An 18,452-nucleotide genomic window follows, 5' to 3' on the forward strand; every position below is an offset into this window, starting at 1 on the left:
GAGGAGCCGACACGTGACGCCACCCCCACCCGCCGAGACCGACGCGGCACCCGCCGACGCCGTCGTGCTGCGCCGGGTCAGCAAGCTCTACGGCGAGGTCGCCGCGGTCGACGACCTCACCCTCACCGTCCGCCGCGGGGAGTTCCTCTCCCTGCTCGGCCCCTCGGGATGCGGGAAGACGACGACCCTGCGGATGATCGCGGGCTTCGAGTACCCCGACACCGGTGACATCCTCGTCGACGGCCGCAGCGTGCTCGGGGTGCCGCCCTACAAGCGCCAGGTCAACACCGTCTTCCAGGCCTACGCCCTCTTCCCGCACATGTCGGTCGCCGAGAACGTCGCCTACGGGCTCGAGCAGCAGCGCACCCCCAAGAGTGAGATCCGGGGCAAGGTCGCCGAGGCGCTCGAGATGGTCCAGATGCGCAGCTACGCCAACCGCCGTCCCACCCAGCTCTCCGGCGGTCAGCAGCAGCGGGTCGCCCTCGCCCGGGCGCTCGTCAACCGCCCCTCGGTCCTGCTGCTCGACGAGCCCCTCGGGGCGCTGGACCGCCAGCTGCGCGAGGAGATGCAGGTCGAGCTGAAGCTGCTGCAGTCCCGGCTCGGCATCAGCTTCGTGTTCGTCACCCACGACCAGGGCGAGGCGCTCTCGATGAGCGACCGGATCGCCATCATGCGCGAGGGGAAGGTCGAGCAGCTCGGCGACGCCGACACCATCTACTCCTCGCCGGCCTCGGCCTACGTCGCCGGCTTCGTCGGTCAGCAGAACTTCCTCGAGGGCCGGGCGGGGGAGTCTGGCGCCGTGGAGACCGAGCTCGGGCCGATGCGCTCCTCGCGCCCGAGCGAGACCCGGCCAGGGGAGCGGGTCCGGGTCGCGGTGCGCCCGGAGTTCGTCGACCTCACCGCGGACCAGCCGGACGGCACGAGCGAGAACACCGTCAAGGGCACCGTCATCGGGGTCGCGCACCAGGGTGAGACCCGGCAGTTCCTCGTCGACGCCGGCGACGAGCACACCCTCCTCGTGCGGCGGCCGACCCCGCGGGCACCGCGCCTGGACGTCGGCGACCCGGCGTGGTGCCACTGGAGCCCCGAGGACGTCCACGTCTTCCCCCACGACGGGGCGCACTCCGCGCCACCACCCACCACCGTCCCCGACCAGCCGTCCAGCTGACCCTTCCCGGAGAGGACCACCCCATGACGAGCCCCGAGCAGCCGCTGCGCATCCTCGCCCACACCTCGGCCGTCCCGCGCATCCGGCGCGAGCTGACCCGACGGAACCTGTTCGGCCTGGCGGCCGCCGCCGGGGGAGCCGGCGTCCTGTCCGCCTGCGGCGACGGCGGCAGCGGCGGGGGCGGCAGCAGCAACGCCACCGCCGTGCCCACCGACGCGCCCGCGAGCCAGGTCGCGACCGGCGGTCCCCTCGAGGGCTCGATCTCGATGTACTCCTGGGGCGACTACGACGCCCCGGAGGTGCTCGAGAGCTTCACCAAGAGCAAGGGCCCGAAGATCACCACCGACTCCTTCGGCTCCAACGAGGAGCTGATCTCCAAGCTCGTCGCGAGCAAGGGCACCGGCGGCTACGACATCGTCGTCCCCACCGGGGCCTTCATCCCCCAGATGGTCCAGAACGAGCTCCTCGCCCCGATCAACAAGGAGCTCATTCCCAACCTGGAGTACATGGACCCGCAGTTCCTCGGCCAGTCCTGGGACCCGGAGAACAACTACTCCATCTGCAAGGCGTGGGGGACCACCGGGTTCGTCTACGACACGACGAAGATCACCCGTGAGCTGACGACCTGGGACGACTTCATCGACGCCGCCACGAACGAGGCCAGCGGCAAGGTCTCCGTCCTCGACGACCCGGCCGAGGTGACCGGGATCTACTACTGGGCCAACGGCATCGACTGGAACACGACCAAGGCCGAGGACCTCGACGCCGCCGAGGACTTCGTCGTCAACACCCTCGCCCCGCACATCGCCGCGTTCGACTCCTACCCCGGCGGCCAGGCTATCCCGCAGAGCACGCACTGGCTGATGCAGGTGTGGAACGGCGACGCGCGGATCGGCATCCAGGAGAGCAAGGACCCCGACAAGTGGCAGTGGGTCCTCGGCAGCCCGGCGACCGAGCTGTGGATGGACAACTGGGCGATCGCGGCGGGCGCGCCGCACCCCGAGGCGGCGCACGCCTTCATCAACTACGTCCTGACCCCGGAGAACCAGCTGAAGAACGTCGACTACATCGGCTACCACACCGGCGCCAAGGACATCGAGGCCCAGGCCGAGAAGGAGGGGCTGGAGATGCTCGACCTGGTCTTCTTCACCCCCGAGCAGATCGCGACGATGAAGACCGGCGAGGTCAACGACGCCCAGCAGCGGACGGTCGACATCTGGAACAAGGCGAAGGCCGCAGCGGGTGCCTGACCTCGCCCCCGAGGCCGCGCGGCCCCGGTTGCGTGCTCCGCGCTACGCGCTCGCCCTGCCGGCGGGGGTGTGGCTCGTCGCCTTCTTCGTCGTCCCCATCGGGACGATCGTGTGGTTCAGCTTCGGCTACAAGCCCGGGCTGTTCGGGACGCACGCCAACGACGTCCTCTCCCTCGACCGCTACCGCGAGACCTTCTCCTCGACCTTCTTCGCCACCTTCCAGAACACTCTCTGGGTCGGCGTGGCGGGGACGCTGCTGTGTCTGCTCGTCGGGATGCCCGCGGCCTACTGGATGGCGGTCAAGGCACCGCCGAACCGCCGTGGACTGCTCGTCGCGCTCGTCATGGTGCCGTACTGGACGAACTTCCTCGTGCGCACGATCGGCTGGCAGGTCATCCTCGCCCCGCAGGGGTGGCTCTCCTCGCTGCTGCAGACGCTGCACCTCACGGGCGAGCCGCTCGACATCCTCTACACCCGCACGGCGGTGCTCATCGGCGTCGTCTACAACTACCTGCCGCTGATGATCCTGCCGCTGTTCGTCGCCTTCGACCGGGTCGGCGAGCCGCTGCGGGAGGCGAGCAAGGACCTCGGCGCGAACCGCTGGCGCACCTTCACCCGGGTCACCCTCCCGCTCGCCCGCCCGGGCATCATCGCGGGCACGGTGCTCGTGTTCATCCCGCTCATGGGCGACTACGTCACGGCCACCGTCCTCGGCGGGGCCCGGGGCAACATGGTCGGCCAGCTCGTCGCGAGCCAGTTCCAGACCGCGCAGAACTGGGCGCTCGGCTCGGCGATGGCCGTCGTCCTCATCCTCGTCATCGCGGCCACGGTGGCCGTCATCGCCGGGCTGTACTGGCTGGCCTCCCGCCCGCTGCAGGCCCGCCACCGCCTCGTCCTCGAGGACGCACCGTGAGCGCCGGGAGCGACCTCGGCGCGGCGGGCCAGGCCGCCCCCGCGGGTGACCCGGCCGGCGCGGGCCCCCCGCCGCGCAACCGTCCGCCGCGTTCGTGGGCCGACCGTCTGCTCACCCTCGGCGGGCTCGCGGTCCTCGTCTTCCTCTTCGCCCCGATCGTCGTCGTCATCGTGTACTCGTTCAACGAGGGCCGCCTGCTCATCGCCTGGGACCACTTCGGGTTCGGGTCCTTCCGGGCCCTCACCGAGCGCCCGGCGATCCGCAGCGCCGTCCTCGTGTCGGTCCAGGTGGCGGTGCTCTCCTCGCTGCTCGCGACCTTCCTCGGGACGATGGCCGGGGTGGCGCTCGCCCGGCGACCGGGGCGGTGGACCTACTGGTTCATCGGGCTGCTGCTGCTCGTCTCCGTCACGCCCGAGATCGTCGACGCGGTCTCGCTCCTGCCGTGGCTGGTCTACCTCGGCTCGGACGCCGGCCTGAGCGTGTTCAACGGCGGGATCGTCCGGCTCGTCGTCGGGCACTCGCTGTTCTCGACCGCCGTCGTCAGCTACATCGTGCGGGCCCGGCTCGTCGGCCTCGACGAGTCCCTCGAGGAGGCCTCCGGGGACCTCTACGCGCCGCCCGTGCGCACCTTCCGCCGGATCACCGTGCCGCTCGCGATGCCCGCGGTGCTCGCCGGCTACCTGCTCTCGTTCACGCTGAGCCTGGACAACACGATCGTCTCGGCGTTCGTCCAGGTCTCGGGCACGACCCCGTGGCCGGTGTACGTCCTGTCGGCCCTGCGCTCGGGCCTGCGCCCGGAGATCGCCGCGGTCTCGACGGTCATGCTCGTGCTCACCCTGCTCGCCCTCGGCCTCGTCGCGCTCGTCCTCCGACGCAGCGGTGACTCGGCCACCGACATCGCACGCACCATGGGAGGCGGCTAGTGGTCGACCTGATCTTCTCCGGCGGACCGGTCTTCACCTCACGGGGGGTCCGTGCCCGCCCGACGGCGGTGGCCGTCGACAGCGGCCGGGTCGTCGCGGTGGGCCACGACGAGGTGCTCGACCTCGCCGGGCCCGGGACCGAGCGGGTCGACCTCGCGGGGCGGATGCTCCTGCCGGGCTTCCAGGACGCGCACGTGCACCCGGTGTGGGCCGGGGTCGACATGCTGCGCTGCGACCTCACCGAGCTGTCCACCGCCGAGCAGTACCTGGCCCGGATCGGCGACTACGTCCGCGAGCACCCCGAGCAGGAGTGGGTGCTCGGCGCCGGCTGGTCGATGGCGGCCTTCCCCGGGGGGACCCCCACGGCCGCCGCGATCGACGCGGTCGTCGGCGACCGCCCCGCGTTCCTGCCGAACCGCGACGGGCACGGCGCCTGGGTCAGCTCGGCCGCGCTGCGCCGCGCCGGCATCGACCGGGACACCCCCGACCCGCGTGACGGGCGGATCGAGCGGGACGCCGACGGCAACCCCTCGGGGACGCTGCACGAGGGCGCGATGGCGCTCGTCGGGCGGGTCGCCCCCGAGACCACCGACGGGGAGCGGCTCGAGGGGCTGCTGCGCGCCCAGGCCCACCTGCACTCCCTCGGCGTCACGGCCTGGCAGGACGCGATCATCGGTGACTACGGCGACGGCGGGAACCCCGCGGCGGCCTACCGCGCCGCCGACGAGTCCGGCCGGCTCACGGCGCGGGTCGTCGGGGCCCTGTGGTGGGACCGCAACGCCGGTCTCGAGCAGGTCCCGGACATCATCGAGCGTCGGGAGCGCCTCTCGAGCAGCCGGTTCCGCGCGACGAGCGTGAAGATCATGCAGGACGGCGTGCCGGAGAACTTCACCGCGGCGATGCTCGACCCGTACTGCGACGGCCACGGCCGCTACACCGACAACTCCGGCATCTCGTTCGTCCCGGTCGAGACCCTGATGCCGGCCGCCGTGCAGCTGGACGCCGCGGGCTTCCAGCTGCACTTCCACGCCATCGGCGACCGCGCGGTGCGCGAGTGCCTCGACGCGGTCGAGGGGGCGCTGGCCGCCAACGGCCGCCGGGACGCCCGCCACCACATCGCGCACATCCAGGTGGTCCACCCCGACGACGTGCACCGCTTCCGCGAGCTCGGGGTCGTCGCGAACATGCAGGCGTTCTGGGCGGCACTCGAGGCCCAGATGGTCGAGCTGACCATCCCGTTCCTCGGCGAGCCGCGCACCTCGTGGCAGTACCCGTTCGGTGACCTCCAGCGCTCGGGTGCGGTGCTCGCCATGGGCTCGGACTGGGCGGTCTCGACGGCCGACCCGCTCGCCGCGATCCACGTCGCGGTCAACCGGAAGGTGCCGGAGGCCCACCGCGAGGGGGAGCCGGAGCACCCGGTGTTCCTGCCCGAGCAGCGGATCGACCTCGCCACGGCGCTCACCGCCTACACGGCCGGCTCGGCGTACGTCAACCGGCTCGAGGGGACCGGGAGCATCCGCGAGGGGGCGCTGGCCGACCTCGTCGTCCTCGACCGGGACCCGTTCGCCGGCCCGGCCGAGGACGTGGGGCAGACCCGCGTGCTGCAGACGTTCGTCGACGGTGAGCGGGTGTACGCGGCGCCGGACGCCTGAGGGCCCGCCCGTCGCGGGCCATCTCGCAGGGTGGACCGCGGATGACACGACCCACCCCGGTCGCCAGACTCGCCGGTGACAGGTCACGAGTGCCAGCGTCAAGCCCCGGCTTGCTGGCCGGCAACCCTCCTCCGCGGTGGGGTGCCCCGGGTGACGACCGGGTCGGCGCCGCAGCGGCGTCGGCAAGCGCGGGATCCCGGTGGCACGCCGAGGGTCCTTTGGCCCTCGGGAGCATCGATGTCCACCCACCACACGACCACGACCGGCCACGTCCCCCCGACGGCGACGCTGACCCGCGGCCCCGACGCGCCCGGCCGGGCCCTGTCGCCCGCACTGCTGCCGGCCACGGTCCTCGCGCCGACCGTCCCGCTGCTCGACGGCCGCCTCGTCGACTACGCCCAGCTCGACCACGCCGCCTCCACGCCGGCGCTGGCGAGCGTGGCCCGGGCCGTGGCGTCGGTGACCGCCACGTACTCCTCGGTCCATCGCGGGACGGGGTGGCTCTCGCGGGTGACGAGCGCGCACTACGAGGCGGCCCGGGAGGAGGTCGCCCGCTTCGTCGGTGCCCGGCCCGAGGACCTCGTCGTCTTCACCCGGACCACGACGGACGCGACCAACCTCCTGGCGGGGGCGCTCCCCGACGCGACGCCCGTCGTCGTCTTCGACAGCGAGCACCACGCCTCGCTGCTGCCGTGGGACGCGGAGCGGACGCACCGGCTGCCGGTCCCGCACAGCCCCGCCCAGGCGGTGGCGGCCCTGGGGGACACCCTCGCCGGGCTCGCCGACGGCCCGCAGCCGCTCGTCGTCGTCACCGGAGCCTCCAACGTGACGGGGGAGCTGTGGCCGCTCGAGGAGATCGTCGGCCTCGCCCGTCGGCACGGCGCCCGGGTGCTCCTCGACGCCGCGCAGCTGCTCGCCCACCGGCCGGTCGACCTCGCCGGTCTCGGGGCGGACTGGCTCGTGCTGTCGGGGCACAAGCTGCACGCCCCGTTCGGGGCCGGCGCCCTCGTCGGCCGGGCCGACTGGCTGGACGCGGCCCCGCCCTACCTGGCCGGCGGTGGTGCGAGCCTCGCCGTCACCGCCGACGAGGTCACCTGGGCCACCGGCGCCGCCCGGCACGAGGGCGGCAGCCCGAACGTCGTCGGGGCCGTCGCGCTCGCGGCCGCGTGCGCCGCGCTGCGGGAGCACCGCGGCGCCGTCGAGGCGCACGAGGCTGCCCTCACCCAGCGGCTCCTGCGTGGCCTGCGCGCCGTCCCCGGCGTCCGGACCCTCTCGCTCTTCGGCGAGGACCACGAGCGCGTCCCCGTCGTGGCCTTCACCGTCGACGGCCTCGACAGCCATCTCGTGGCCGCCGCCCTGAGCGCCGAGGACGGCATCGGGGTCCGGGCGGGCAAGTTCTGCGCGCACCGGCTCGTGGACACCCTGCTCTCCCGGGCCGGAGCGGGCGGCGACACCGCCGTGCGGGCCAGCGCCGGGCTGGCGACGACCGCCGAGCACGTCGAGCGCCTCCTCACCGCCGTCGCCCGGCTGGCGGCCGCGGGGCCGGCCGGCGAGTACCGGCTGCGGGAGGGAGCCGGCTGGGAGCCGTCCGTCGACCCGCGCACGCTCGAGGCCGCCCTGCCCTGGTGACCCGCCCGGTGGGTCGCCGCCCGCTAGCCTGCGCTCGTGCCCACCGCGCTCGTCACCGACTCCACGGCCTACCTCCCGCCGGGGTCGCTGCACGGGCTGCCCGTCCACGTCGTGCCGCTGCACGTCGTCATCGGCGGGCGCGAGCACGAAGAGGGCGTCGACATCGGACCGGCCCGGGTGGCCGACGCGTTGCACGCCTTCACGCCCGTCTCCACCTCCCGGCCGGCTCCGGGCGCCTTCCTCGAGGCCTACGAGTCCGCCGCCCGAGACGGTGCGGACGCCGTCGTCTCCGTGCACCTGTCGGGCGAGCTGTCGAGCACCGTCGCCGGGGCCGAGCTCGCTGCGGAGCAGGCGCCGGTGCCCGTCACCGTCGTCGACTCCCGCGCGCTCGGGATGGTCATGGGCCACGCCGTCCTCGCCGGCGCCCGCGCCGCCCGCGAGGGTGCCTCGGCCGCCACGGTCGAGCGGCTCGTCCGGGAGACCTGTGCCGGCTCGAGCGTCGTGTTCTACGTCGACACCCTCGAGTACCTCCGCCGGGGCGGACGCATCGGGCGCGCGGGAGCGCTCGTCGGCTCCGCGCTCGCGATCAAGCCCATCCTCGGCCTGCGCGACGGGCAGATCGTCCCGCTCGAGCGGGTGCGGACCGCCAGCCGGGCCATCGCCCGGCTCGAGGAGCTGTCCCTGACCGCCGCTGAGCGGGCGCTCGGCGCGCACCCGGCCGGAGCCGACCTCGCGGTGCACCATCTCGACGCGCAGGCCCGGGCCGAGCAGCTGGCCGACCGCCTCGCCGAACGGGCCGGACGGCTGCTCGGGGACCGCGCGGCGGTGGGCGTCGAGGTCGTCGAGCTCGGTGCCGTCGTCGGTGCGCACGTCGGCCCCGGCACGCTGGCCGTCGCCGTCGTCCCCCGGGTGGGCGGCTGATCGGTGGGGGCGGTCCCGGTCGTCCTGCTCCTCGAGGCGCTGCTCCTCCTCGTGGCCGGCTTCCTCGTCGGGTCGGTCAACCCGGCGAGCATCCTCGCCCGCGCGCTCGGGCACGACCTGCGCACGGCCGGGTCGGGCAACCCCGGCGCCACGAACGCAGGGCGGGTGCTCGGCCGCCGGTGGGGCCTGCTCGTCCTCGTCCTCGACGTCGCGAAGGCCTGGCTGCCGACGGCGGCCGTCGCGGGCTCGATGGGGACCTCCATGGCGCTGGTCGTCGCCACCGGGGTGCTCCTCGGGCACATGTTCAGCCCGTTCCTCGGCGGTCGCGGGGGGAAGGGGATGGCCTGCGCCCTGGGGGCGGTGCTCGCCCTGGCCCCGCTCGTGGCCCTCGCGGCCGTGGTGGTCTTCCTGCTGGCGCTCGCGCTCACCCGGTACGTCGGAGAGGCCTCCGTCCTCGTCGCGGGCGGTGTCGCCGTGCTCGGCGCGCTCGGCCTGGCCGGGGTCCTCCCCGGGGCGCGGGCGCCCGAGGCCGGCTGGCTGCTCGGCGTCGGCTGCCTCGTCCTGCTGCGGCACCGGGGCAACATCCGGGCCTGGTGGCGGCGGCACGCACGCGGTGCGGACGAGGCCGGCCCGGCCTGAGCCTCCCGCCCGTCCACAGGTCGGCGGCTGCGCTCGCCCCGTCCACAGATCCGGCGGGCCGGTGCCGGTCACTGCGTGCTCCTGCCTAGCGTCGCGGCATGCGCCGCCGACCCGACCCGGACGCCGTCTCCCCCCGGGGGATGGGCTGGCTGCGCCACCGTGCCCGCGGTGCCGGCCGGGGGTGGGTGCCCTCGGCGCCGCTCCCGCCGGTCGAGCCGCCGCCGGTCGAGCCGCCGCCGGGCGGCGACGAGGGCCGCGGGCGGCACCGTGGCTCCGGGCTGCGCGGCTGGGTACGGCTGCCGGTGACGCTCACCGCCGCCCGGTGGCAGCCGGGCGCCTCGGCCGTGCTCGGCGTGGCCCTCGTCGCCCTGCTCGTCGCCCTCGTGCTCGGCCTGCGCGTCGCCTGGGCCCGCGACACGAGCGAGGGCGACGTCATCGCGCCCGCGGCGGCACCCTCGAGCACGGTCGCGGGCCTGGCCACGGGGGCGGTCTCGGCGGGGGTGCCCTCCGGCGCGGTGACCGGCGACGACCTCGACCCGGTGGCCCCGTCGTCGGTCGCGGCGCCGGCCACGGCACCGGTGGCGGCCACGGGTGCCGACGGCGGGCAGCTCGTCGTCCACGTCGTCGGGCGGGTCCGCCACCCCGGGGTGCGGCGGCTGCCGGCGGGGTCCCGCGTCGCCGACGCCGTCGAGGCGGCCGGCGGAGCGAGCAGGGGTGCCGACCTGTCCGCGGTCAACCTGGCCCGGCTCCTCGTCGACGGGGAGCAAGTGCGGGTCCCGAGGCCCGGTGAGGCGGTGAGCGAGCCGCTCGCGGCACCGGCGCCGGGGGCGACGAGCGGTGCGCAGCCGGCCGCGCCGGTCTCGCTGAGCACCGCCGACCTCACGACGCTCGACACGCTCCCGGGTATCGGGCCGGTCCTGGCCCAGCGGATCGTCGACTGGCGTACCGAGAACGGGCAGTTCACGAGCGTGGACGAGGTCGTCGAGGTCAGTGGCATCGGCGAGAAGCTGCTCGAGCAGCTGCGCCCCCTCGTCGTGCCGTGAGCGCGGCGTCCGGGGCCGAGCACGCAGACCTGCGGCTGCTCGCTCCCGCGGTGGCGGCGTGGGCGGTCGCCGCGGCCACCCTCGGCTGCACGCCGGGAGAGCGGGGCGCCGTCGTGCTCGCCGCGGGCGTGCCCGCGGTGGGGGTCGCGGTCGCCTCCCGGTCCGGCCGCGGGCGGGAGGGGCTCGCCTCCTGGCGGGGTCCGCTCGCCCTGCTCGCCGTGCTGGTGGTCCTCCTCCAGGGGGCGGCGCTGGCCGCGGGGGCGGTTCGGGAGGCCGGCGGCGTCCGCGAGCTCGCCGACGCCCGTGCCGAGGTCACCGCGGTGGTCCTCGTCACGGGCGAGCCCGTCCGGGTCGCCTCACGCAGCGGGGAGGACCGGATCCTGCGCGACGCCACGGCGCGGCTGCTCACCGGCCGGGGGCGGACCTCCCACGTGCGGGCCCCGGTGCTGCTCACCGGCGGAGCGGAGCTGACGGCCCTGCGCTGGCACGAGACGGTGCGCGTGCAGGGGCGTCTCGGGCCGCTCGAGCGGGCCGACGACCGGGTGGCCACGCTCGCGGTCCACGGTGGCGTCGAGCCGGTGGCGCCCCCCGGGGCCGTGGCCCGGGGGGCCGAGCGGCTGCGCACCGGGCTGCGCGCGGCGGTCGACCACGCCCCGGCCGACGCCCGGGGGCTGCTGCCGGGGCTCGTGGTCGGCGACACGAGCCGTACCCCGCCGGAGCTCACCGAGGCCATGCGCGCCACCGGGATGACCCACCTGACCGCGGTGTCGGGAAGCAACGTGGCCGTCGTCGTCGGCCTGGTCCTCGGGATGTGCGCCGTCCTCGGCGTGCCCCGGAGGCTTCGCCCGCCGCTCGCCGGCCTGGCCCTGGCCGGGTTCGTCGTCCTGGCCCGCCCGGAGCCCAGTGTGCTGCGGGCCGCCGCGATGGGGGCCATCGGGCTGCTCGGCCTCAGCCGCTCCCGGCGCTCGGCCGGCATGCCCGTCCTCGGCGGCGCGCTCGTCGCCCTGCTCGTCCTCGACCCCTGGCTGGCGCGCTCGTACGGGTTCGCCCTCTCCACCCTCGCCACCGTGGGCCTGCTGCTGTTCACCCGCCCGTGGGGCGAGGCGGTCGGGGCGCGGCTGCCGCGCCGGCTGGCACCGCTTGGCCCCGCGGTCGCGGTGCCGGTCGCGGCCCAGGTGACGACGGCGCCCGTCATCGTGCTGCTCCAGGGGTCGGTCAGCCTCGTGGGGGTCCTCGCCAACCTGCTCGCCGCGCCTCTCGTGCCGCCGGCCACCGTCGCCGGCGTGGCCGCCGCGCTCGCCTCCCTCGTCTGGGGGCCCGCCGCGGCCGCCGCCGGCTGGCTCGGGGTCGTGCCGACGACGGTCATCGCGTGGGTCGCCCGGGTGTTCGCGCAGGTGCCCGGCGGGACGCTGCCGTGGCCGGACGGCCCACCGGGAGCGCTGCTGCTCGCCGGCCTGGTCGTGCTCGTCCTCCTGTGCGGGCGGGCCCTCGTCGGCGGGGTGGTACGTCACCCGGTCATCGCCCTGGGCGTGCTCGCCCTGGCCGGTGCGGCCCTCGTGCCGACCCGGGCGGTCACCTGGCCGCCCGACGGCTGGCGGCTCGTGGTCTGCGACGTCGGGCAGGGGGATGCCGTCGTGCTGCGCAGCGGCCCGGGGCACGCCGTGCTCGTCGACGCCGGGCCCGACCCGCCCCTCGTCGACGGCTGCCTGGACCGGCTCGGCGTCGGGACGCTCGACGCCGTCGTCCTGACCCACTTCCACGCCGACCACGTCGACGGCCTCGTCGGGGCGCTCCGGGGGCGCACCGTGCGCGAGCTGCTCGTCTGCCCGGTCCGCGAGCCGGAGAGCGCGGCCGACGCGGTCGACCGGCTCGCGGCCGAGCAGGACGTCCCCGTCACGGCCGTGCACGCCGGGGACCGGCTCGAGGTGGGCGAGCTGCGTGCCGTGGTCTGGAGCCCCTGGCGGCGGATCGAGGAGGGGTCGGTGCCGAACAACGCCAGCGTCGTCCTCGCGGCGCGCACCGGCGACGTCGACGTCCTGCTGCTCGGCGACGTCGAGCGCGAGGCCGCCCACGACCTGCTTCTGCGCCTACGCCGCGACCCCGCGATGTCGCGCACGGCCCGCGGGTTCGAGCTGGTCAAGACACCGCACCACGGCAGCAGCAACCTCGACGCCGACCTCATGGCGGCGGTGCGAGCCCCCGTCGGGGTCGTCAGCGTCGGGGAGGACAACGACTACGGGCACCCGAGTGCCGCGCACCTGGCACTGCTGCGGCAGCTGGGGTACGCGGTCTACCGCACCGACGAGCGCGGGGACGTCGCCCTGACGCGCGACGACGGGCGGCTGCGGGTGGTGACGAGCCGCTGACCTCAGATCGACCAGGCCGGCTCCGGCATCCGGGTGGTCGGGGCGGTCGACTGGGCCGCGGCACTCTCCGCGAGCGCGGCCAGGGTCGCCCGGACCGCCGGCACCCGCTCCAGGTCGGGGGTCGTCACGGCCATGATCGTGCGCCGCGACGCCGGCGCCATGGGCAGCGCCACGACGTCGTCGTGGTGCACCGTGCGCAGGATGAGGTCGGGGATGAGGGCCACACCGAGCCCCTCGGCGACCAGGCCGAGGACGGCGACGTAGTCCTCGGTCTCGTAGGCGACGTCGGGGCGGAAGCCCGCCGTCGCGGCGAGCTGGACGAGGTGGCCGCGGCAGCGCGGGCAGCCCGCGATCCACGGCTCGGTGGCGAGGTCGCCGAGCTCGACGGTCTCGTGCTCGGCGGCCGGGTGGGTGCGCGGGAGGGCCAGGCGCACCTCGTCCTCGAGCAGCGGGCTGATGACGAAGGCGTCGAGGTCGGCCTCCCCGCGGGCGACGTCGGTGCCCTCGTAGGCGAAGGCCACGGCGAGGTCGCAGTCCCCCGAGCGCAGCGCGGCGAGGCTCTCGGGTGGCTCGGCCTCGGTGAAGCTGATGCTCACGTCGGGATGGCGCGCCTTGACGAGCGCCAGCGCGCGCGGGACGAGGGTGGCCGAGGCCGAGGGGAAGGCCATGAGCCGGACCCGGCCGCTGCGCAGGCCGGCGATCGCGGCGACCTCCTCCTCGGCGGCGTCGAGCGCGGCGAGGACCGGCCCGGCGTGCCGCGCGAGGACCTCGCCGGCCTCGGTGAGCCGCACGTTGCGCCCCACCCGCTCGACGAGCACGGTGCCGGTGCGCTGCTCGAGCCGGCGCACCATCTGCGAGATCGCGGGCTGGGTGTAGCCGAGCGCGGCGGCGGCGGCGGTGAAGCTGCCCTCGTCGGCGATGGCCCGCATGACGCGCAGCCCGGCGGCGTCGATCATCCCCGCATCCTAGTAGCGCACCGGCCCGGGGCCGCCGGGGATAATGGGGGCATGCCGGACGCCGCGACCGCCCCGCCCTGGTCCAGCCGCGTCCTGCCCGAGCGCACGCGTGACCCGTCGGCGGTCGAGCGCCTCGGGGCGGTGCTGCGCGAGCACCCGGGGACCCTCGTGCTCACCGGAGCCGGTATCTCGACCGACTCCGGCATCCCGGACTACCGCGGACCCGACGGCACCCGCCGGGTCACCCCGATGCAGCACGGCGAGTTCTGCGCCTCGAGCGAGAACCGTCGCCGGTACTGGGCGCGCTCCTTCGTCGGCTGGCAGCGCTTCAGCCGGGCCCGGCCGAACAGCGGCCACCACGCGGTCGCCGCGCTCCAGCGGGCCGGCGTGCTCGGCGCCGTGGTCACCCAGAACGTCGACGGCCTGCACCAGGCGGCCGGCAGCCCGGCGGTGACCGAGCTGCACGGCACGCTGGCCGAGGTCGTCTGCCTCTCCTGCGACGCCCGCTGCGCGCGGGACGCGCTCCAGGCCCGGATGGCCCGGGAGAACCCCGGCTTCGAGGGGTTCGTGCGCGGGCAGGCATCCGACGGCTCACGGGTCAGCAGCCAGATCCGTCCCGACGGGGACGTCGTGCTGCCCGACGAGGCCGTCGCCGCCTTCCGCCTGCCCCGGTGCCTCGTCTGCGGGGGCGACGCCCTCAAGCCGGACGTCGTCTTCTTCGGGGGCTCGGTGCCTCGCGAGCGCGTCGAGGCGTGCTTCGCGCTCACCGACGCGGCACCCGCCCTGCTCGTCCTCGGGTCCTCGCTCGCGGTGATGTCGGGCCTGCGGTTCGTGCGACGGGCGGCGCGGCGCGGCATCCCCGTCATGGCGGTGACCCGCGGCCCGAGCCGGGGAGACGAGCACATGAGCGTGCGCGTCGACGGCCCGCTCGCACCGACCCTCGCCCGCCTGGTGAGCCGGGAGGCGGCATGAGCGAGGTCGTCGTGCGGACCGCGACCGCGGCCGACCTGCCCCGGATGTCGGCCATCTACAACCAGGCCATCGAGCGCACGACCGCGACGTTCGACGTCGAGCCGCGCCCGGACGACAACTACGCGGCCCGGGTGGCCTCCACCCGCCCCGGTGACCACGTCGTCGTCGCGCAGGTCGGCGGCGAGGTGGCCGCGTACGCGTTCAGCAACACCTACCGGCCCCGGCCCGCCTACGACGGGACGCGCGAGGTGTCCGTGTACGTCGACGAGGACCACCGCGGACGGGGCCTCGGGCGCCTCCTCTACGAGGAGCTCGTCGCCCGCCTCGACGCCGACGGCGTGCACACGATCGTCTCGGTCATCGCCCAGCCCAACCCCGCGAGCGAGGCGCTGCACCGGGCGCTGGGCTTCGAGCACGTCGGCACCCTGGCCGAGGTGGGCTTCAAGTTCGGGCGCTGGGTCGACACCGCCCTCTGGCAGCGGATGCACCCCGACGTGCGCGGCGGCGGCGCGCCGTAGACCCGCCGGCCCCTGCGGGGCAGCGCGCCCGGCGTCAGACCCGGCGCAGGACGGCGGTGACCTTGCCGAGGATCGTCGCGTGGTCGCCGTCGATGGGGTCGAACGCGGGGTTGTGCGGCATCAGCCAGACGTGCCCGTCGCGCCGCTTGAACGTCTTGACCGTCGCCTCGTTGTCGAGCATCGCGGCGACGATGTCGCCGTTGTCGGCGACCGCCTGCTGGCGCACGACGACCCAGTCGCCGTCGCAGATGGCCGCCTCGACCATCGAGTCGCCGACGACCTTGAGCAGGAAGAGGGAGCCCTCGCCGACGATCTGCTTCGGCAGCGGGAAGACGTCCTCGACGACCTCCTCGGCGGTGATCGGGACACCGGCGGCGATCTGCCCGAGCACCGGCACGTACGAGGCCTCGGGGCGCTCGTCCCCGATGCCGGTGACGTCGAGCTCCTCCTCCTGGTCGGGGCGTCGGTAGCCCTCGCCGGGGCGGTCGGGGGAGACGACCTCGATGGCGCGCGGGCGGTTGGGGTCGCGGCGCAGGAAGCCCTTGCGCTCCAGGGCGGAGAGCTGGTGGGCGACCGAGCTGGGGGAGGTCAGCCCGACGGCCTCGCCGATCTCGCGCATGCTCGGGGGGTAGCCGTGCCGGTCGACGGCGTTGCGGATGACCTCGAGGATCTTGCGCTGACGGTGGGTGAGGTCGCCGCCGTCGCCGCGGTCGGGCATCTCGTGGATGTCGGCGTTCCTCGGACGTGCCATCTCGCGACCCCTTTGCTCCGGCCCGCTGGGCCTGTCGGTGTTTGTGCAGGTCAGGTGCCTTGTCAGTGCTGCCGGGCAGTCTGTTCCGCGTGAGAACAGCGTACGGCCGTCGAACAGAGAATTCAAACATTCTTTCGACGCGTGTCTTGTCCGGCGGCGCGGCTCGTGCTACAACTCGTACAGACGTTCTATCGAACACCGGTTCGACGGTGGCCCTGGCCGCCGGGATGGAGGAGACGATGAGTGCGATCGCATGGGAGCCGGCCGAGGCCGGTTCGTGCACTCCGGCCGGGGCCGGCCGTCCGGCGCTGGTCCTGCTCCCCGGCGGTGCGGGGCGCCCGCAGGCCGCCCGCGGGGGCCTGCGGCTGACCGCGCGGGGGCGCCTGGTCCTGCTCGTCCTCGGGGTCGTCGTCCTCGCCGGTCTGCTCGGCGTGCGCGGGCTCGGGGGTGCGGGTGCCGCGGAGCCGGCGCACACCGTCACCGTCGAGGCCGGTCAGACCCTCTCAGAGGTCGCCGCCGCCGAGCTGCCGCAGATGACGCTGAGCGACGGCATCGTCGCCATCCAGCTGGCCAACGACCTCAGCACCGCGCAGGTGAGCGCCGGGCAGGAGCTCGTCATCCCCGCCCGGTGAGCCGGCCCCGCCGTGGCCCGAGCGGCCCCGGCCCCATCGTCCGAGTCCCTCGACCCGGCTCGGGACGCCGAAGGGCGTCGTCCTCCCGTGCAGGCGGGGACGGCGCCCTTCGTGCGTGCCGTCCCCGGCTGCTCGCGCGCGTCGGCGGACGGGCATCGGCCGAACGGCCGAGGCGGCATCACCCGTTGCGCCGAACCCGCGCCCGGGCGGCCGGGTCGTGGGCGCGCCGGGTTTTGCCGACGGCCCCCGGTGGCGGAGACTGCACTCATGCAGTCCCGTCGGCGCAGCCACCGCGCCAGCCACCACCCCGTCGTCCACTGTGGTGGGCACGGCCGGTGGAGCTGGGCCTGTGCGTGCGGCGCGCGCGGGACGGCGGCCTCGGGCGGGTGGCACGGCGCGGTGACCGCGGCGCTCGTGCACCAGAGCCTCAGCCCGGGCGAGTAGACGTGCGGCCCGGGGAAACAGAGGGCCCCGGGCCGCACCCCTCGCTCGTCCTCCAGGTCCCGGCACGCTCCGGCGTGCCCCGAAGGCTGGCGCCTGCCGTCCTGCAGTGCTGTAATGGTGTAATCACTGTAAGAGGAGATGGACACCATGGACGACCGAGACGAGCCGCAGGACCTCGGGGACGAGCGGGGTGAGCGTGCCCGCGGCGGGCACCGGGGCCGCGGACCGCGCGGCGGTGGACGAGGTGGACGGGGTGGCCCGGGGGGTCCCGGAGCGCGCCGCGGCCACGGCCGCCCCGGCGGCTGGCAGCAGGCCGACCTGCCCGATGCCGACGACGCCGGGCAGTGGTTCGCCGGGCGGCTCCCGCAGGGCTGGTTCGACGCGGTGACGGTCACCGTCGACCGCGAGGAGGTCCTCGTCGTCGGGCGGCTCGCGGGGCTGGACCCCGACGCGCCGCCGGCGGAGGTCGAGGGGCGCGCCGGGCGCTTCCGGGCGGAGACCCGCGAGCAGCGCATCGAGATCGCGCAGGAGGCCCAGGCCCGCTACGGCCGAGCGGTCTCCTGGGGTGTCCAGGTGGGAGAGCGGGTCGAGCTGTTCACCCACCTCGCCGTCCCGGTCATGACCCGGCTGCGCCAGCCGGAGCGCTCCGTGCTCGACACGCTCGTCGACTCCGGCGTCGCCCGCTCGCGCAGCGACGCGCTCGCCTGGTGCGTGCGCCTCGTCGGGGACCACGCCGAGGAGTGGCTCGCCGAGCTGCGCGCGGCGATGACCTCGGTCGACCGGCTCCGCGCGCAGGGGCCGCAGCTGTGACGGTGGGGGCGCCCTGACCCACCCGAGGCCGGCCCCCACGACCCCAGATCTGGTGCCTCACCGGCCCCATGAGTCCCACTGGTGGTGCTGCGACACGCGGACGACGGGTCGGTGTGGCACCCCCTGCAGGCCTGTGACCTGCGCAAACAGCCGAACGGACGATCTTTGCCGCGGTGTTCTTGCGCGGGCGGGGGGCCGGTGGCACGATGATCACAACATCTAGTGGTTACACCGGTGTAGTTCATCCACATCTTGTGCACATGAAATTCCGGTTCTCCACAGGTTGTTCACACCAGAGTCCACCGCATCGTCCACAAGGGGGAGGAGCCGCGCCTCATGCACTGCCCGTTCTGCCGGCACACCGACTCCCGGGTCATGGACTCGCGCACCACCGACGACGGCGCCGCCATCCGGCGCCGGCGCCAGTGCCCCGAGTGCGGCCGCCGGTTCACGACCGTCGAGACCGCGAGCCTGAGCGTCGTCAAGCGCTCGGGCGCCACCGAGCCGTTCAGCCGCGACAAGGTCCTCGTCGGTGTCCGGAAGGCCTGCCAGGGCCGCCCGGTCACCGAGGACCAGCTCGCCATCCTCGCCCAGCGGGTCGAGGAGTCCATCCGCAGCGCGGGGTCGGCCGAGATCGACGCCCACGAGGTCGGCCTCGCCGTGCTCGAGCCGCTGCGCGAGCTCGACGAGGTCGCCTACCTGCGCTTCGCGAGCGTCTACCAGGCCTTCGACTCCCTCGAGGACTTCGAGTCGGCCATCACGCTCCTGCGCGCCGAGCACGCACCGACCGGCGCCGAGCCGCAGGCCGGGGCGCCTGTCGGACCCCAGCAGTAGAACAGCAACCACGAGGTCACCACGGCCCCAC

At 75.0% G+C, this 18,452-nt stretch carries 18 protein-coding genes and 1 riboswitch; of the genes, 16 read left to right on the forward strand and 2 right to left on the reverse strand.

Annotated elements, in window-relative coordinates:
• Positions 1–13: 13 nt before the first annotated feature.
• The 10 genes from G8D98_RS13430 to G8D98_RS13475 all read left to right on the forward strand — a co-directional run bounded on the left by G8D98_RS13430 (position 14) and on the right by G8D98_RS13475 (position 12,504).
• Positions 14–1,168 carry an ABC transporter ATP-binding protein gene (locus tag G8D98_RS13430; RefSeq protein WP_229661944.1) on the forward strand — a complete coding sequence of 385 codons (1,155 nt, stop codon included), beginning with the start codon at positions 14–16 and terminating at the stop codon, positions 1,166–1,168.
• Positions 1,169–1,191: 23 nt separating this feature from the next.
• Positions 1,192–2,418 (forward strand): polyamine ABC transporter substrate-binding protein, encoded by a 1,227-nt coding sequence (locus G8D98_RS13435; protein WP_166104345.1) that lies wholly within the window; start codon positions 1,192–1,194, stop codon positions 2,416–2,418.
• Entirely contained in the window at positions 2,411–3,331 is a 921-nt protein-coding gene (locus G8D98_RS13440) for an ABC transporter permease (RefSeq protein WP_166104349.1), read from the forward strand. Before G8D98_RS13435 ends, G8D98_RS13440 begins: the two co-directional genes overlap by 8 nt.
• The gene (locus tag G8D98_RS13445) at positions 3,328–4,254 is read left to right on the forward strand and encodes an ABC transporter permease (RefSeq protein ID WP_308788832.1); all 927 of its coding nucleotides are present in this window, start codon (positions 3,328–3,330) and stop codon (positions 4,252–4,254) included. The genes G8D98_RS13440 and G8D98_RS13445 overlap by 4 nt, the downstream gene beginning before the upstream one ends.
• Positions 4,254–5,906, forward strand: coding sequence for an amidohydrolase (locus tag G8D98_RS13450; protein WP_166104352.1), 1,653 nt, complete (start codon positions 4,254–4,256; stop codon positions 5,904–5,906). Before G8D98_RS13445 ends, G8D98_RS13450 begins: the two co-directional genes overlap by 1 nt.
• A gap of 81 nt (positions 5,907–5,987) precedes the next feature.
• A riboswitch (SAM riboswitch) is annotated at positions 5,988–6,101 on the forward strand.
• A gap of 42 nt (positions 6,102–6,143) precedes the next feature.
• Positions 6,144–7,535 (forward strand): aminotransferase class V-fold PLP-dependent enzyme, encoded by a 1,392-nt coding sequence (locus G8D98_RS13455; protein ID WP_166104355.1) that lies wholly within the window; start codon positions 6,144–6,146, stop codon positions 7,533–7,535.
• A 36-nt stretch (positions 7,536–7,571) separates the two neighbouring features.
• Positions 7,572–8,456 carry a DegV family protein gene (locus G8D98_RS13460; protein WP_166104358.1) on the forward strand — a complete coding sequence of 295 codons (885 nt, stop codon included), beginning with the start codon at positions 7,572–7,574 and terminating at the stop codon, positions 8,454–8,456.
• Between the two features lie 3 nt (positions 8,457–8,459).
• Complete coding sequence (locus G8D98_RS13465) at positions 8,460–9,095, forward strand: glycerol-3-phosphate acyltransferase (RefSeq protein WP_229661945.1); 636 nt, start codon at positions 8,460–8,462, stop codon at positions 9,093–9,095.
• 98 nt (positions 9,096–9,193) lie between these two features.
• Positions 9,194–10,138, forward strand: coding sequence for a ComEA family DNA-binding protein (locus G8D98_RS13470; protein ID WP_229661946.1), 945 nt, complete (start codon positions 9,194–9,196; stop codon positions 10,136–10,138).
• Positions 10,135–12,504: a ComEC/Rec2 family competence protein gene (locus tag G8D98_RS13475; RefSeq protein WP_166104359.1), complete on the forward strand. Its 2,370-nt coding sequence runs from the start codon at positions 10,135–10,137 to the stop codon at positions 12,502–12,504. Before G8D98_RS13470 ends, G8D98_RS13475 begins: the two co-directional genes overlap by 4 nt.
• Positions 12,505–12,506: 2 nt before the next feature.
• On the opposite strand, the gene G8D98_RS13480 is transcribed toward G8D98_RS13475, so the two are convergent.
• On the reverse strand, positions 12,507–13,460 hold the full coding sequence (locus G8D98_RS13480) for a LysR family transcriptional regulator (RefSeq protein ID WP_166104362.1): 954 nt from the start codon (positions 13,458–13,460) through the stop codon (positions 12,507–12,509).
• Between the two features lie 51 nt (positions 13,461–13,511).
• Here G8D98_RS13480 and G8D98_RS13485 point away from each other — a divergent pair, with 51 nt between their 5' ends.
• The gene (locus G8D98_RS13485; protein WP_166104365.1) at positions 13,512–14,432 is read left to right on the forward strand and encodes an NAD-dependent protein deacetylase; all 921 of its coding nucleotides are present in this window, start codon (positions 13,512–13,514) and stop codon (positions 14,430–14,432) included.
• The gene (locus tag G8D98_RS13490) at positions 14,429–14,950 is read left to right on the forward strand and encodes a GNAT family N-acetyltransferase (protein ID WP_166104367.1); all 522 of its coding nucleotides are present in this window, start codon (positions 14,429–14,431) and stop codon (positions 14,948–14,950) included. The genes G8D98_RS13485 and G8D98_RS13490 overlap by 4 nt, the downstream gene beginning before the upstream one ends.
• Before the next feature lie 34 nt (positions 14,951–14,984).
• Here the strand turns inward: G8D98_RS13490 and lexA are convergent, their stop codons facing one another.
• Positions 14,985–15,701 carry a transcriptional repressor LexA gene (gene lexA / locus G8D98_RS13495; RefSeq protein ID WP_166104370.1) on the reverse strand — a complete coding sequence of 239 codons (717 nt, stop codon included), beginning with the start codon at positions 15,699–15,701 and terminating at the stop codon, positions 14,985–14,987.
• Positions 15,702–15,940: 239 nt separating this feature from the next.
• Here lexA and G8D98_RS13500 point away from each other — a divergent pair, with 239 nt between their 5' ends.
• The 4 genes from G8D98_RS13500 to nrdR all read left to right on the forward strand — a co-directional run bounded on the left by G8D98_RS13500 (position 15,941) and on the right by nrdR (position 18,421).
• Complete coding sequence (locus tag G8D98_RS13500; RefSeq protein ID WP_166104373.1) at positions 15,941–16,333, forward strand: LysM peptidoglycan-binding domain-containing protein; 393 nt, start codon at positions 15,941–15,943, stop codon at positions 16,331–16,333.
• 267 nt (positions 16,334–16,600) lie between these two features.
• The gene (locus G8D98_RS13505) at positions 16,601–16,777 is read left to right on the forward strand and encodes a hypothetical protein (protein ID WP_166104375.1); all 177 of its coding nucleotides are present in this window, start codon (positions 16,601–16,603) and stop codon (positions 16,775–16,777) included.
• A 147-nt stretch (positions 16,778–16,924) separates the two neighbouring features.
• Positions 16,925–17,587, forward strand: coding sequence for a hypothetical protein (locus G8D98_RS13515; protein ID WP_275944350.1), 663 nt, complete (start codon positions 16,925–16,927; stop codon positions 17,585–17,587).
• Positions 17,588–17,923: 336 nt separating this feature from the next.
• Positions 17,924–18,421: a transcriptional regulator NrdR gene (gene nrdR / locus G8D98_RS13520; RefSeq protein WP_166104378.1), complete on the forward strand. Its 498-nt coding sequence runs from the start codon at positions 17,924–17,926 to the stop codon at positions 18,419–18,421.
• Positions 18,422–18,452 lie beyond the last annotated feature (31 nt).

Origin of the sequence: Phycicoccus endophyticus, assembly GCF_011326735.1 — a bacterium.
Lineage (GTDB): Bacteria > Actinomycetota > Actinomycetes > Actinomycetales > Dermatophilaceae > Phycicoccus > Phycicoccus endophyticus.

What these genes read in the sequence shown, in the direction of transcription:
- G8D98_RS13435 (WP_166104345.1), top strand. Translation starts at nt 1,192, where the DNA reads ATGACGAGCCCCGAGCAGCCGCTGCGCATCCTCGCCCACACCTCGGCC.
- G8D98_RS13455 (WP_166104355.1), top strand. Translation starts at nt 6,144, where the DNA reads ATGTCCACCCACCACACGACCACGACCGGCCACGTCCCCCCGACGGCG.
- G8D98_RS13470 (WP_229661946.1), top strand. Translation starts at nt 9,194, where the DNA reads ATGCGCCGCCGACCCGACCCGGACGCCGTCTCCCCCCGGGGGATGGGC.
- G8D98_RS13480 (WP_166104362.1), bottom strand. Translation starts at nt 13,460, where the DNA reads ATGATCGACGCCGCCGGGCTGCGCGTCATGCGGGCCATCGCCGACGAG.
- G8D98_RS13485 (WP_166104365.1), top strand. Translation starts at nt 13,512, where the DNA reads ATGCCGGACGCCGCGACCGCCCCGCCCTGGTCCAGCCGCGTCCTGCCC.
- G8D98_RS13490 (WP_166104367.1), top strand. Translation starts at nt 14,429, where the DNA reads ATGAGCGAGGTCGTCGTGCGGACCGCGACCGCGGCCGACCTGCCCCGG.
- lexA (WP_166104370.1), bottom strand. Translation starts at nt 15,701, where the DNA reads ATGGCACGTCCGAGGAACGCCGACATCCACGAGATGCCCGACCGCGGC.
- G8D98_RS13500 (WP_166104373.1), top strand. Translation starts at nt 15,941, where the DNA reads ATGAGTGCGATCGCATGGGAGCCGGCCGAGGCCGGTTCGTGCACTCCG.
- G8D98_RS13505 (WP_166104375.1), top strand. Translation starts at nt 16,601, where the DNA reads ATGCAGTCCCGTCGGCGCAGCCACCGCGCCAGCCACCACCCCGTCGTC.
- G8D98_RS13515 (WP_275944350.1), top strand. Translation starts at nt 16,925, where the DNA reads ATGGACGACCGAGACGAGCCGCAGGACCTCGGGGACGAGCGGGGTGAG.
- nrdR (WP_166104378.1), top strand. Translation starts at nt 17,924, where the DNA reads ATGCACTGCCCGTTCTGCCGGCACACCGACTCCCGGGTCATGGACTCG.